This is a genomic window from Fluoribacter dumoffii NY 23, assembly GCF_000236165.1.
Classification (GTDB): Bacteria; Pseudomonadota; Gammaproteobacteria; order Legionellales; family Legionellaceae; genus Legionella; species Legionella dumoffii.
Map to the genome: position 1 here is coordinate 461,430 of NZ_CM001373.1, position 12,864 is coordinate 474,293.

Here is a 12,864-nt window from a genome sequence, read left to right on the forward strand (position 1 = left end):
TTTTTTGAATTCTTGTATCCACTTCCCCTGGAATAACACAAGACACACCGATATTTTTCTCGGCTAACTCTTTTCTCACAATAGCAGTTACTTCATCCAAACCCGCTTTACTGGCACAGTATGTTGAACTTTCTTTAAGTTTCAAAGTGGCTGCTCTTGATGTAACAAATAAAATCCGAGACTTCTCAGGCATCCGTACCGCAAGAAGTGCTGTTAGTTTCATTGGAGCTAATAAATTAACCTGAAACACTTCATCAATACTGTCACAATCATATTCAGTTAATGGACGTGGAGGGCTTTTCATTCCGGCATTTTGAACTAAAAGATGAAGTGGTATTCCAGATTCATTAATAATTTTTGCAACCTGTTCAATATCACTATTGCGGGTAAAATCCGATTGAATTGGAACAAAACGAGGAAATAGCGCTTTAGTATCCTCTAAGCTGCTCACATTTCTTCCTGTTCCATAGACAACCCAGCCGTCACCTAAAAGAATTTTAGCGAGTTCAAGACCAATTCCATGGCTGGCTCCGGTCACTAATGCCGCTTTATTATTGTTGATGTTCATCATGAAGCATTCCTTGAAACTTAAGTGAATTTCGAGCGATATGGTAATCAAAGTTGAATAAAGTTAACAGCTTATTCTTAATTCATGTGTTACTAATTGAGTTAATTCTCTAATACTCTCTTTGACTTGAATAATAGTAGGCAAAACTTGAATAACTTGTTCAATACCAATATCCTGTTGCTCTTTATCAGAGCAAAAAGAACGCTCTATATTATACACCAGCCAATTGATCCAATTACCAAGAACACCATAAAAGGCAGATTCTAAATGATCCTGATTTATTGTTAATCCAGATGATGCATATATTTTTAGCATTTTTATAAATAAAGATTTATGAAACAATGGGGTAGTAATTCCACTCCAATCAAAAGCACAATTGATTATTTCATAAGTGGGATTAAGTTTTCGCGCAGATTCCCAATCGATGAGAAACGGAGCATCATTTTTATCCCATAGAACATTCTTCTGATCGAGATCACCATGGCTTACTACACTGCTACTTTGTAGAATAGGTATTGCTTTTTGATAGAGATTGTTAAGCTCAATGATTACTCGGTGATTACTTTTTAATTGCTCCTTAAACACCAAGTTTTTGCCTGCTGACTGGTCTATTAACACACTAATTTTTTCATTAGGATGAATATCAAATTCTTGAGCGCTCAGCTGGGGAACATTAAGATTAATGTGATGAATTTTAGCCAAGAAAGTGGCTATTTTAAGTGCATGCGGCTCAGAGGTAGCGTCTTTATCCAATGCTTTTGCTGTTATCCAAGGGTAAACAAGAAAAGCCTCATCTTCTGAAAGGATTAAGTAATTATTTTCTAATTTTAAAGCATGAACTGCGGGAATAGTACGCTGGGAAAATTGGAAGGCGATCTCTTCTGTCAATTCATATTGGGATTTAACTTCTTCAGTCAATTGGATGCTGCTATTGAGTTGTTTTACAGCAAATTGTGAGCCATTGCACTTCAGATACCACATTTTATGTAAAAGACCGCCATAGACTCTTTGAGGCAAGTCACAAGATTGGTTCATCTTTAATTTTTTACAGATTGTTTCTAGTTGACTTCTATTCACTATGAGCCGCCTTAAGAATTCCTTGTGTCTCTGACTCTTCATTAAAAAATTTAACAAAAAAGGTTTTGCTTAACTTGGGATTTTTTTTATTGATTCTCGTAAATTCGGCTATGAAGCCGCATTTCTTATAAAACTCTGGGGCCTGAAAAGCACTGGTCACTAAATTGATATTATTAAAGCCCTGGCCTTTGAAATGATGTTCTAGAGCATGCAATAACTGCTTGCCATACCCTTTACCACGTTGAGTACTGTCTACCCAAATATCATCCACATAAATTTCTGAAAAGGCTGTAAAGGCATTAATCACACCAAAAACTTCCCCTTGGGCAGAAGAAATGGTTACTGAAAAACGTCGATAATTGACGTCAATACCATGCTGAGTTTCATAGGCAATAAATCCTTTTGTCATGCGTTTTTCCGTAGCTTCATCAAGTTCATCAACAAATTGGATTTGATATTCTTTTTTGCCTTCTAAAGGCTCGCTGCATTCATGTGCTGTACTATCAAAATGAAAAATAACTCGTTGCGGTTGATGCGGATCATAATTGATTGTTTTAATTTCTTCCTGGAAATTGCCCATTGTAATTTTTGAAATAGTTTTGCGCCAAAAACTAAGCCCTCGCTTATTTTCGGGAATCACAGAAACTTCCCATAAGCCTGGATGCATTTTCCAAAGTTCAGAGGAAACCAAAAAACCTAGACCTTTGCCTTGAAACTTGGCAGTAATGAAAAACTCGCCCATATTCCACTCAGTATCTGGGTAAATTCCTTCTTGGTTTAATAGAGCAAAACCTGCCAATTCATTACCAACTTTAATCAGAAAGGCTTTTCTTGTCGGCTCTTCAAAGTAATTTTTAAAGTCAAAGCTCTCATACAGACCATCGGAAGGCAAAGCCCAATCATCTGAAATAAAACCACAGTCACGCGAGAGTTCATATACATAAAATCGTGCCATGTTTTGGATGGTTGGATAATCATCTAATGTTGCTATCTCAACTTTTAAAACAGATTCTAATTCTTTGATGTTCACATTACCTTCCTTAAATACAGTTTTGCCGTACGGGGATGAGCAGTCTAGCCGACGCTTTAGGACTCCAGATTAACTCTATCTTTGGGTAAACGAGGAGATGAAATTACCAAAAAAGAAACCGAATGTTTGGAGCAGTTTTTGACTTTATGGGCAACCCCTATTTTAATTCTCATTCTTTCCTGTTCCTGTAACACCTGTTCATAATCTTCAAACTCAATAACCAATTGACCTTGCAAACAATAAAAAAATTGTTCTGTTTCCTGATGATAATGCTTTACCTCGCAACTTCCTGCAGGCATCGTTTCATAAATAACACTAAACTGACCATCATTTTTTAACCACCATCCATCAGAACCTTGTCCCCACTTAAAATAAGGCGCATTGTTTATTGAGACAACCTCTTTTCTCACTACAGATTCTAATACAGGCAATTTTGGTTTTTGACTTAAGCTTGAGACTGAATCACCATTAAAGAGTCCGATATCTCTTGTTTCCTGAAATTCTTTGCGCAAAAAATAAAAAATAGATTTTTTTTGAAACCCGTGCCGCTCAAACTCAAGTTTAAATCCTAATTTTTTATAAAATTCTATTGCTTCCCAATCCATGGTGTTGACTGTTGCAAAAGCACAAGCTTTTTCATTGCCATACCTTAATGCCGCTTGCATGAGCTTTGTTCCCCATCCTTGATGTCTGATGGACTCACTCACCCAAAGATTATCGATATGAAGACCTCCATAGAGGGTTCCACCACTACAACCACCAATAATGCTATTGTCTGCATCACGAATAAAGCATGCAAAGAAATCTAAGGATTCGAAGCCTCTTTGTTGTTTGGCGTACTCCTTAATCCCATTCATTAATATTTGAACATCATCAGAATTTGGATTTTCTAAAAACGATAATTTTAAAGTCATTTAATTTATTCCACTGTAGGAGGCCAGGCACCATGATCCACATAACTTGCCTCATCACTTCCTGACCAAGGTGGCATAGTAACGCAAATAAACACCAAATCTACTGCATCACTTCGATATTGAAAATGTATTCCCAAGGGAATATCGATGCTGATTCCAGGTGTTAGAGGAGTAATACTCTCTTCATCGTTCAACTTACGCCAAATTGCACCCTCACCAGAAAGGACATGCCAAAATTCAGATACAGTTTTATGACGAACTGCTTTGGAAATTGTTCCTGCCTTCAAAGTACAGTGAGCCATTCCACCTAAATGATTATTCATCAGCAATCGAACTTCAGCTCCTGCTGGTGAAGTGTGTTGATATTCTTTAGGTATTTCTTGTGTTTTCATTCATCACCTCAATTATTTTCTGCATTCAAAAACAATGCTTTCATCTGCTTCTTCAGGCGACGCCAGTCGATCAAAAGCTTTAACCATTCGTACCTCACTAAAACCAATCTCAGTAAGCAAATTAAGTAAGAAAGAAGTATCTTGATAAATGCGAATTTTGTATTCCTCAACCTCTGTTTGCACTACACGGTTGTTATCAACCAATTCGTATTTGCCAACAGAGTAACATACTTCATTATCAAGCATGGCTAATTGGCTGAGTACTATAAGCGTTCCATCTTCTTTAGGCCATCTTGAGCCTCTCCATATACCTAATTCTTTAGGAACTGCTTGAAGTGTTTCTATTTCAAATACAAATAGTCCTTTATCTTCCAAGTGCGCAAAAATGGTTTTTAAGGCTTTTTGAATATCCGCCTTTTTTGTGATGAGACCGAATGAACCACAAGGTATAAAAATTAAAGAATATTTATCGGATTGATTTAAATTTTCAATAAAACCATGCCAGACTTTTGGCTTAATGTTTTTACTAGTAGCTTTTGCATGCAGTCGCTCTAGCATTGGCTGACTTGCATCAAAGCCATGAACGTCAAATCCTTCTGCAGCCAAAGGTAGTAAAAATCGACCGGTGCCGCACATAGGTTCTAAAATCAAGCCATTAGCCTCTGCAGCATAGCTTTGATAGAATGAGTATTCATCTTGTGGTGCATTAGGTTTACTTAAATCATATACTTCCGTACAAAGGCTCTGATAAGTATCTAGTTTTTTCATAGGTTCCTCATTGAAATCCAATATCATTAAATATTCGTCATAGAAGGTATCATTAATTTTAAGTGCTTTAGGTATCATCAGCCATCAGCAAAGACGCCCAATACATACTCTTTACTTAATCCATTTTGAAAGTCAGCATCGGACATAAGCACTTCCTCTTCATAAGAAGAGCCAAAAATCTCAGGCGAATTTTTTAGTGATTCTAATCGAAATGATTTCCATAGTTCCCAGTCTTCTTGCATTACCTTTTTATCTTCATAAACTGATCTCCATCACCGTTACAGGATGAGATTTAAATTCATCCATACTGATTTCTTTCCAACCAAGATACCTATAATACTCAGGGATGGTAGGATCAAGAGCAAACAAGTAAAGTTTTTCAAAGCCAAGTTCTTTTGCTTTCTCTACTGCAGCATTAACTAACATTTTTCCGATTCCCTGTTTTTGATATTTTGGATCGACCGCTAAATCACCAATCCAAGGTCCTAAATCTGGCCTAACATCTTCGTTTAATTGCAAAGTACAAGAACCTACAGGAATTTCGTCATATAGCGCAATATAAGTAAAAGGCATATCTTGGTTCAGCTCTTCATAATACAAAGATTCAATTTCTTCAATTCCAATTTCTGGCATCCAGATTTTACCTAAAACTTCATGCCAAATCTTAGCAAGCGTTGGAATACAGTCTGAGTATTGTTTCAGGTAAGCTATTGTTATCATCATAATACCTATAAAATTAAAATGCATCCTCGTGGCAAGGCGTTCCTTGATGAAATACCATTTGCCAACGATTGTGTTTGTATTGCCAGAGCGAAGAACGCAAAGAACTTTTTGAGGCGACAGTAACCTTATAAGTTGCCAATATGTATTCGGATGATAGCTCTAAAACTGAAAAATTATTAACCAAATAGCTTTTTGGTTCTTCTTCAGGAAGAGAATCAAGCAGGTCATGCTTATTGTAAATTAAACCAGAAGCTCCATACTCGATGAATTCATCAGCAATTAGTAGCTTTAGTTGTGTAATCGATCTTCTTGTTTGCGGATTTAAAAGAGAAATCTCTAACTCATAAATCAGTTGGTGTTCTTGTTTCATAGCGATTTTCTCATCTGAAAAACGTTGAGACTTAAAAGCAATTATGCCCTATTATGAATAAGATGATATCTTTAGGGTGAGCACAAGCTATTTTAAAATGAACTAAGATTTTACCACAGTTGCGTGATAATTTTTACTAAGTGTTTGGTGTGTGTTTGGTGTGTGCTTGGGGTGCAGCACTCAATCGGTTGGAGATTGAGACGACATCCCGATAGCGAATTAAATCATAAATGATAAAAGTTATATCTTTGTAAATAGAGTTGTTAGGATCGTTTTTAGTCGCAAAACATTACTAAGAACAATTGTCCTAAACGGCTAGCATCCTCTTCCTCCAGATAGAGGTTTCCTTTATAAACGTGGACTAATGTTTCAACTGGTAAATCAAGAACATAAGCTAAATGTTCAATATTTGATTTACTAAATCGCAGCAAAACTTCAATCCATAGTTTTTGTTTACATTTGTTTTGAGCAAAATTAAATCGAAAGCCATCGTTAAATTCAACAATACATCCCATGTTAAAACTCCGTGTAAATATTATGACAACATGGTGGAGTATAAAATGTTCAGCAAGATATCCTATCCCCAAATTTGGGTATTTTACGATAATAGTCCTAAACGAAATGCTTTTGAGACTGCTTCGGTAATATTAGCGCAGTTCATTTTAGTTCGTATTGATTTGGCATGGGTATTTACTGTTTCACTGGATAGATGGAGGTATTCAGAGATTTTTTTTATAGTCATGCCCTTGGAAATCATAGTTAAGCATTGCAGTTCTCTTGGCGTGAGTTGGGATAGTGTTTTTTTAACTGCTTTTCGCATAATTACATTGTTTCTGAACTCTTGATCATTAAACAGCGCTAACCATTTTTGATTTGGTAGAGCCGTTTTTATTTCAGGCAACATCGCATCAAGAAAAAGGCATATAAATTGTTCAAACGGATCTCTGACTTGGTAGTAAAGCTTTTGGGGATCTGCTATTTTTTCAGAATGATAAGCCTCTACAATTAAATCACATTCATCGCATTGACGAATCATAGCGAATGTGGTGCTTAATCTGTAACGGTCTTCCAATATTTGAATAATGGGAATCTGCATTGCATCATACTTTATATCTCGCTGAATAAAAAACTCTTTGCCATTATAAATGCTGCGGTCATGATCAACATCTCCACGATACAATCCTTCAGTTCTATACGGAATAGCCCAAAGATATAGATTTGAAATGTAATACCGTTGACCGCCGTGAAAAAGCATTGAAATAGAAAAATTAGATATTTCTTTTGGGCAATTTAATTTCTCAGTTAAGTGATCAATTTTAGCACGAAACCGAATTGAGTCTGATAACTCATTATAATCATTTAAGTTAACACAAATAGTTCCATCTTCATCAACACTATGCATTGCTATACCTGTAACAGCAGTACTACTTACAGCCAATCATTTAATATTTGGTTCATTTTTTCCGGTTGCTCCAACATAGCCATGTGACCACATTGCTCAATATAAATGAGTTTGGAATGTTTTATATTCTTTGCCATATGCTCTGAACGCTCAGGAGGCATGACATTATCCTCCTTACTGACTATTAACAGTGTCGGGCATTCAATTGAAGGTAATAAAGTTGAATGATCTGGTTTATTTAAAATGGCGTTGAGTTGATTTTTATAATTCTCGACCCCAACTTCCATTGCCATTTCTTGGGCTAGAGGCAATAGTTCATTGTGCTTTTGTTTATCAAAAATTGAATTTTTAAAGATGAGTTTGATTAAAAAATCAAATTTTCCTTTACTCATTAAATCAAGCGAGCGCTCACGTTCTAATCGCCCCTTTTCAGATACTGATTTGGCCGCAGAATTAATTAAAACAAGTTTCTCTATACTATTGGGAATATGCCGGTACAATTCAAGGGCAACATAACCGCCCATCGAAAATCCAATTAAAGTAAATTTTTTAGGGGCATGTGGAATGAAACGATTAGCTATTTCTTCAATCGAATCGCTGTCAAGCACATCAACGTACCTTAATTGCTTGTCCCGCTGAAGAAAAAGTTCTTGTTGCTTCCAGAGCTTTGGAGTTGCCAATGCTCCAGGAATGAGTACTATATCCTTGTTCATAGTTTATGATCACATTATTTACAACCCTTATTAAGATATCCTATGGTGACAATAATTCAAGCAAAATTCGAGCATTTGAATCAAATTTATGCAATAATCCTGGAGCTGGCAAAGTATGAGAACATTCTGGATAAAATTAAAATAACGGAATCACAGCTTGGTGAACTTCTTTTTTGTGATGAGCCTAACCATTTCATCGGTGTAGCTTTGGTGGAAGAAGAAATTTGTGGCTTGGTGATGTTTAATTACACCCAAAATAACATTTGCGTCAATGTAACGCGGGGAATTTATATTGAGAATTTATATGTTTCTCCTAAGTATAGGCGTCAAGGAGTTGGATGTGCTTTATTCAAGTATGTTGCATGTAAAGCAACTGCTCATGACTGTTCAAGAATAGAGTGGTGGGTATCTCGAAATAACCGAGAAGCCAGGCATTTTTATAAAAAAATTGGTGGGGTCGCTTTATTAGATTGGCAAATTTTTAAGTGTGACCAAATGGGTATTAATAACTTGTTGAGCATAGGAGTTGCTGATGAACATATCCTCTTCGAGTAAAGCATTATTCGCTGGCGTTTCTGGCACTGCATTACAATGGTATGACTTTGCGCTGTTTGGCTATTTCGCGCCAATTATTGCAGCGACTTATTTTCCTAACGACAATCAATTTGCTTCGCTTTTAAGTGCTTTTGGTGTATTTGCTGTTGGTTACTTATTAGCCCCAATAGGTTCACTATTTTTTGGCTATATTGGTGATCAGTTCGGAAGAAAACGTGCTTTAACTCTCAGTATTCTAGCTATGGCTATTCCTACAGCTCTAATAAGCGTTGTTCCTTCTTACCAATATATTGGAATTGCAGCCCCTCTTCTTATTACTTTGTTAAGGGTTATTCAAGGTTTTGTCGCAAGTAGTGAATTTACTGGATCTGCTATTTTTCTTGTTGAACATGCTAAGCCTGAAAACAAAGCATTTTATGGTTGTTTAACCAGCTCAGCTTACAGTGCTGGTTTGATAATGGCTGGCCTGGCAGCTTCATTCTTTACGGCTTCATTTATGCCAGACTGGGGATGGCGAATCGGTTTTGGATTGGCTTTGATTGCGGGCATTTTAATTTTTTATTTACGAACTCATGTTACTGAAACACCTGAGTATGCACATATTGCTCAATATGAGAAACGACGCTTGCCTTTTCTGGCGGCGCTAAAAGAAGCGCCTCTGGCAGTAGCTGGTATTATAGGGATAGCATGGTTGGTGAGTATCATGACTTTCGGAACCTATGTGTTTACTGCTACATACCTGCATAGTTATTTTCATATTTCACTTGGTTTAGCAACATTAATTATCACCATAGCTTTAGCAGTTGATGCCACACTTGAACCATTTACTGCTTTGTTAGCAGACAAAATCGGGCTATTAAAAGTAGTTCGATTGGGTATGGTGGGCATGTTGCTTTTGAGTATTCCCATTTTTATTCTACTTGCCACCGGAAACGTAGTTTTGATCGCTATGGGATTAGTTTTCATGTCTATTTTGATTGCTATTACTTACGCACCACTCAATGCCTATATGGTTTCTCTATTTCCTCATCAATATCGTTATAGTGGGTTTGGAGTTGCTTTTAATGTAGGTATTTCATTGTTTGGCGGTACAACACCTATAGTGATGATGTGGCTGGTAAATACAACCAATAATTTTATTTCACCTGCTTGGTATTATATGTTTGGGGCAATCATAGGATTAGGCTCCATAATGATTTGTGAACAAGGCCGAAGAAAATTGATACGTTTGGAATCTGCTTTAGTCTATTAAAAATGAGGTATTTATGATGTTGTTTAGTTCCGCTTTAGCAAAGCACAGACTTACTTTTACTCGATTAAGTGATTGTATGGAATATATCCCCCTTGCAGCCAAATGGGCTGAAGATGAATGGGGATACATACGAAACAAAGGGGTTGAATATCGGGAAGGCGTGATGCATACACTGAGCCGTGATGTCTATATTGGTACTTATGCAGGACAGCCTGTAGCAATGTTTGCTCTATTAGAACATGAATTTCCTAACCCACGTGGGTTAAGTGCACGTGAACTAATGTATGTCTATGTAGATAAAAATTATCGAGGACTAGGGTTTGGCAAACAGATTATTGAAGAAGCAAAACGATTAGCCACGGCGGTAGGTTCGGATTTGATTTTGCTAGATACGCTAAAGCCTAGTTTAAATCGATTATATGAAAAGCATGGTGCGAAAGTAGTTTGTGAGGGTAGCTTGTTCTCTCATCCAACAGATGTATTAAGTATGTCAATTTAATAATTTTTTAGGAATTTTATAAGTGGCCAAAGAATTAAAAGGAAATAACCAGGCAGACTTTGCTAAAGTGCATCAAATGATTACTGAGGCTAAATCCAGAGTTTGGCTACAAGTCAATAAAACTCTTATTCAGTTATATTGGTCTATCGGACAATATGTATCTAATAAAATAACACATGATGGTTGGGGCAAGCGTATTGTAGAAGAGCTAGCGGACTATATATCAATAGAGCTACCAACAATTAAGGGGTTTTCAGCGCGTAATATATGGAGAATGAAGCAATTTTATGAGACTTATCATGAGAATACAGAACTGTCGGCAGTGCTGACAGAAATTACGTGGACAAATCATTTGCACATTTTGTCTAAAACAAAGTCTATGGAAGAAAAAGAGTTTTATCTGCGTTTAGCTGCCAAACATCATTATTCTGAGCGTGATTTCTCAAGGTTAATAAACGTCGGAACATTTGAAAGAACAGTGCTTGCCGATCAAAAACTGTCAGCAGTGCTGACAGAATTACCTGATAGCAAGGGGAGGTTTAAAGACAGTTATGTTTTTGAGTTTTTAAATTTACCTGATGATCACAAAGAAAAAGATTTAAGACGAGCCTTGGTCGCAAACCTAAAAAAATTTCTACTTGAACTTGGTCCAGATTTTAGTTTGATGGGAGAGGAATACCCTTTGCAAGTAGGAATGAAAGATTTTCGTGTGGATTTATTGCTTTTTCATCGCGCGCTTAACTGTATGATTGCAATAGAATTAAAGTGCACCGAATTTAGTCCTTCGCATTTAGGACAATTACAATTTTATTTAGAAGTATTGGATAAAAACATAAAAAAAGCACATGAAAATCCAACGATTGGTATATTAATTTGCAAAACGAAGGATGAGGAGGTTGTTCAATATGCGATGAATAGACATGCTTCTCCAACGTTAATTGCAGAGTATGAAACCAAATTAATTAGTAAAGCGGTATTGCAAAATAAGTTACACGAGTTTGCATTACAGTGGGACAATGATGAATAGTAGGTATTCCAAATAAATTATTTTTCAAAAAATTAAAGAAAAACAATTGAACCAAATAACACGATATGTTTAAATAAAACAACAAATCGTGTTTTTTGGTTTTTAATATGTCTACTATCGCTTTACTACCTCGACTTATTCGTTTGAAAGATGTCCCTAAGTATATTGGTATGGACAGAAATCGATTTAATACTTTCGTAAGACCTCATCTTATAGAAATTCCTATAGGCAAACAAGGCGTGGCGTTTGATCGACTTGACCTGGATGCTTGGGTAGATCAATATAAGCAGTGTAGTGGGCGTCCAGGCGGCAAAGAGCAAAGGAGTACAAAGCCATGGGACGTAAACAAACAACAGGACTATTTAAAAGAGGCCAAGTTTGGCATATCGAAAAGCAAGTCCTTGGACATCGCATTCGAGAAAGCACTGGCACAAAGTCGCTCCAGGAAGCGGAGCAATACCTAGCCAGGCGGATCGAAGAGATTAGACAGGCAACGATTTATGGAGTAAGGCCAAAACGCAGTTTTAAAGAAGCTGCGGTGCGATTTTTAAACGAAAATCAACATAAAGCCAGCATTGATACCGATGCAATACTCCTAAAGTCTATTTGCCCGTTTATTGGTGATTTGACCTTGGAGCAAGTGCATATAGGAACATTGCAATCATTTATAAAAGCAAAACAGGAAGCGAAACTTAAAACGAAGTCAATTAATAATACACTGGAGTTAGTTCGGCATATTTTAAACGTTGCTGCAACTGAGTGGATTGATGAGAATAGTTTAACGTGGCTTCTGGTTGCTCCTAAGATTAAATTATTGCCAGTTAAGGATGCACGAGCACCATTTCCTTTATCTTGGTCAGAGCAATCAAGGTTCTTAGAAGCGTTGCCAGTTCATTTAAATCAAATGGCACGTTTTAAAGTTAATACAGGATGCCGAGAGCAAGAAGTATGTCAATTACGTTGGGAATGGGAAAAACGTGTTCCAAGTTTAAATACGAGCGTTTTCATTATCCCTAGCCATATTAATAGGGATGGTGAATTAAGACAGTTGGTAAAAAATGGGGAAGATCGGCTGGTTATCCTAAATGATGAAGCGAAAGCAGTTATTGAGGAGGTTAGAGGTATTCACTCTGAGTTTGTGTTTTCTTACAATGGAAAGCCAATTACACGCATGAACAACACTGCTTGGCGAAATGCGCGTAAAAAAGCAAATCTTAGTGATCTGAGAGTCCATGATTTAAAACACACTTTTGGAAGAAGGCTTCGAGCAGCTGGTGTAAGTTATGAGGATAGACAGGATCTGTTGGGGCATCGCTCTGGCAGAATTACTACTCATTATTCTCAAGCTGAGTTGAGCAATTTATTGGAGGCTGCGAATTTAATTATTCAAAGCCGACGAGAAAGTAAAGAGCTTACTATTCTGAGAGTAAAACAAGGTGGAACCCACACTATCCCCACAAAATCCCCACAGTGTGAAATTAGGGCAGTAGGTTAATTTAAAAATTATGAGTTAACTATTTGATTTTAAATCGATTAAATGGCGCGCTCGGAGGGACTCGAACCCCCGACACCTT

The 12,864-nt window shown here is 36.8% G+C and carries 17 protein-coding genes and 1 tRNA gene (1 of these 18 cut by a window edge); 5 read left to right on the plus strand and 13 right to left on the minus strand.

Features of this window, described 5'->3' with window-relative positions; genetic code table 11:
* The 12 genes from KYQ_RS18180 to KYQ_RS02100 all read right to left on the minus strand — a co-directional run.
* Positions 1-571, minus strand: a 571-nt coding sequence (locus KYQ_RS18180; RefSeq protein WP_231294591.1) for an SDR family oxidoreductase, incomplete at its 3' end; no start/stop codon positions are given.
* A gap of 60 nt (positions 572-631) precedes the next feature.
* The gene (locus tag KYQ_RS02050; protein WP_019349574.1) at positions 632-1,645 is read right to left on the minus strand and encodes an aminoglycoside phosphotransferase family protein; all 1,014 of its coding nucleotides are present in this window, start codon (positions 1,643-1,645) and stop codon (positions 632-634) included.
* The gene (locus KYQ_RS02055; RefSeq protein WP_019349575.1) at positions 1,638-2,675 is read right to left on the minus strand and encodes a GNAT family N-acetyltransferase; all 1,038 of its coding nucleotides are present in this window, start codon (positions 2,673-2,675) and stop codon (positions 1,638-1,640) included. Before KYQ_RS02055 ends, KYQ_RS02050 begins: the two co-directional genes overlap by 8 nt.
* Positions 2,676-2,731: 56 nt before the next feature.
* Positions 2,732-3,589 carry a GNAT family N-acetyltransferase gene (locus KYQ_RS02060; protein WP_019349576.1) on the minus strand — a complete coding sequence of 286 codons (858 nt, stop codon included), beginning with the start codon at positions 3,587-3,589 and terminating at the stop codon, positions 2,732-2,734.
* Positions 3,590-3,594: 5 nt separating this feature from the next.
* Complete coding sequence (locus KYQ_RS02065) at positions 3,595-3,981, minus strand: cupin domain-containing protein (RefSeq protein ID WP_019349577.1); 387 nt, start codon at positions 3,979-3,981, stop codon at positions 3,595-3,597.
* Between the two features lie 12 nt (positions 3,982-3,993).
* Positions 3,994-4,749, minus strand: a complete 756-nt coding sequence (locus KYQ_RS02070) for a class I SAM-dependent DNA methyltransferase (RefSeq protein ID WP_029488957.1) — start codon at positions 4,747-4,749, stop codon at positions 3,994-3,996.
* 77 nt (positions 4,750-4,826) lie between these two features.
* Positions 4,827-4,991 carry a hypothetical protein gene (locus tag KYQ_RS19060; protein ID WP_155808112.1) on the minus strand — a complete coding sequence of 55 codons (165 nt, stop codon included), beginning with the start codon at positions 4,989-4,991 and terminating at the stop codon, positions 4,827-4,829.
* A 13-nt stretch (positions 4,992-5,004) separates the two neighbouring features.
* A complete protein-coding gene (locus tag KYQ_RS02080) occupies positions 5,005-5,469 on the minus strand; it encodes a GNAT family N-acetyltransferase (RefSeq protein ID WP_029488958.1) in 465 nt (154 codons plus the stop codon).
* Positions 5,470-5,485: 16 nt separating this feature from the next.
* Positions 5,486-5,842, minus strand: a complete 357-nt coding sequence (locus KYQ_RS02085) for a nuclear transport factor 2 family protein (RefSeq protein WP_019349579.1) — start codon at positions 5,840-5,842, stop codon at positions 5,486-5,488.
* 275 nt (positions 5,843-6,117) lie between these two features.
* Positions 6,118-6,357: a hypothetical protein gene (locus KYQ_RS02090; RefSeq protein WP_019349580.1), complete on the minus strand. Its 240-nt coding sequence runs from the start codon at positions 6,355-6,357 to the stop codon at positions 6,118-6,120.
* Between the two features lie 83 nt (positions 6,358-6,440).
* Positions 6,441-7,244 carry a helix-turn-helix transcriptional regulator gene (locus KYQ_RS02095; protein ID WP_019349581.1) on the minus strand — a complete coding sequence of 268 codons (804 nt, stop codon included), beginning with the start codon at positions 7,242-7,244 and terminating at the stop codon, positions 6,441-6,443.
* A 26-nt stretch (positions 7,245-7,270) separates the two neighbouring features.
* On the minus strand, positions 7,271-7,957 hold the full coding sequence (locus KYQ_RS02100; RefSeq protein WP_019349582.1) for an alpha/beta fold hydrolase: 687 nt from the start codon (positions 7,955-7,957) through the stop codon (positions 7,271-7,273).
* Positions 7,958-7,999: 42 nt separating this feature from the next.
* On the opposite strand from KYQ_RS02100, the gene KYQ_RS02105 reads away from it, so the two are divergent.
* From KYQ_RS02105 to KYQ_RS02125, 5 genes are all read left to right on the plus strand, one after another.
* On the plus strand, positions 8,000-8,512 hold the full coding sequence (locus KYQ_RS02105; protein WP_019349583.1) for a GNAT family N-acetyltransferase: 513 nt from the start codon (positions 8,000-8,002) through the stop codon (positions 8,510-8,512).
* Positions 8,490-9,764: an MFS transporter gene (locus KYQ_RS02110; protein WP_019349584.1), complete on the plus strand. Its 1,275-nt coding sequence runs from the start codon at positions 8,490-8,492 to the stop codon at positions 9,762-9,764. The genes KYQ_RS02105 and KYQ_RS02110 overlap by 23 nt, the downstream gene beginning before the upstream one ends.
* A gap of 13 nt (positions 9,765-9,777) precedes the next feature.
* Positions 9,778-10,263, plus strand: coding sequence for a GNAT family N-acetyltransferase (locus KYQ_RS02115; protein WP_019349585.1), 486 nt, complete (start codon positions 9,778-9,780; stop codon positions 10,261-10,263).
* Between the two features lie 22 nt (positions 10,264-10,285).
* The gene (locus tag KYQ_RS02120; RefSeq protein ID WP_019349586.1) at positions 10,286-11,290 is read left to right on the plus strand and encodes a PDDEXK nuclease domain-containing protein; all 1,005 of its coding nucleotides are present in this window, start codon (positions 10,286-10,288) and stop codon (positions 11,288-11,290) included.
* Positions 11,291-11,624: 334 nt separating this feature from the next.
* A complete protein-coding gene (locus KYQ_RS02125) occupies positions 11,625-12,785 on the plus strand; it encodes a tyrosine-type recombinase/integrase (RefSeq protein ID WP_019349587.1) in 1,161 nt (386 codons plus the stop codon).
* A 43-nt stretch (positions 12,786-12,828) separates the two neighbouring features.
* Here the strand turns inward: KYQ_RS02125 and KYQ_RS19065 are convergent.
* A tRNA-Arg gene (locus tag KYQ_RS19065) sits at positions 12,829-12,864 on the minus strand; it runs 81 nt beyond the window's last position.

Coding starts and splice junctions, on each gene's coding strand:
- KYQ_RS02105 (WP_019349583.1), top strand. CDS start 8,000: ATGGTGACAATAATTCAAGCAAAATTCGAGCATTTGAATCAAATTTAT.
- KYQ_RS02100 (WP_019349582.1), bottom strand. CDS start 7,957: ATGAACAAGGATATAGTACTCATTCCTGGAGCATTGGCAACTCCAAAG.
- KYQ_RS02080 (WP_029488958.1), bottom strand. CDS start 5,469: ATGATAACAATAGCTTACCTGAAACAATACTCAGACTGTATTCCAACG.
- KYQ_RS02085 (WP_019349579.1), bottom strand. CDS start 5,842: ATGAAACAAGAACACCAACTGATTTATGAGTTAGAGATTTCTCTTTTA.
- KYQ_RS02070 (WP_029488957.1), bottom strand. CDS start 4,749: ATGAAAAAACTAGATACTTATCAGAGCCTTTGTACGGAAGTATATGAT.
- KYQ_RS02095 (WP_019349581.1), bottom strand. CDS start 7,244: ATGCATAGTGTTGATGAAGATGGAACTATTTGTGTTAACTTAAATGAT.
- KYQ_RS02110 (WP_019349584.1), top strand. CDS start 8,490: ATGAACATATCCTCTTCGAGTAAAGCATTATTCGCTGGCGTTTCTGGC.
- KYQ_RS02090 (WP_019349580.1), bottom strand. CDS start 6,357: ATGGGATGTATTGTTGAATTTAACGATGGCTTTCGATTTAATTTTGCT.
- KYQ_RS02115 (WP_019349585.1), top strand. CDS start 9,778: ATGATGTTGTTTAGTTCCGCTTTAGCAAAGCACAGACTTACTTTTACT.
- KYQ_RS19060 (WP_155808112.1), bottom strand. CDS start 4,991: ATGCAAGAAGACTGGGAACTATGGAAATCATTTCGATTAGAATCACTA.
- KYQ_RS02125 (WP_019349587.1), top strand. CDS start 11,625: ATGGGACGTAAACAAACAACAGGACTATTTAAAAGAGGCCAAGTTTGG.
- KYQ_RS02060 (WP_019349576.1), bottom strand. CDS start 3,589: ATGACTTTAAAATTATCGTTTTTAGAAAATCCAAATTCTGATGATGTT.
- KYQ_RS02065 (WP_019349577.1), bottom strand. CDS start 3,981: ATGAAAACACAAGAAATACCTAAAGAATATCAACACACTTCACCAGCA.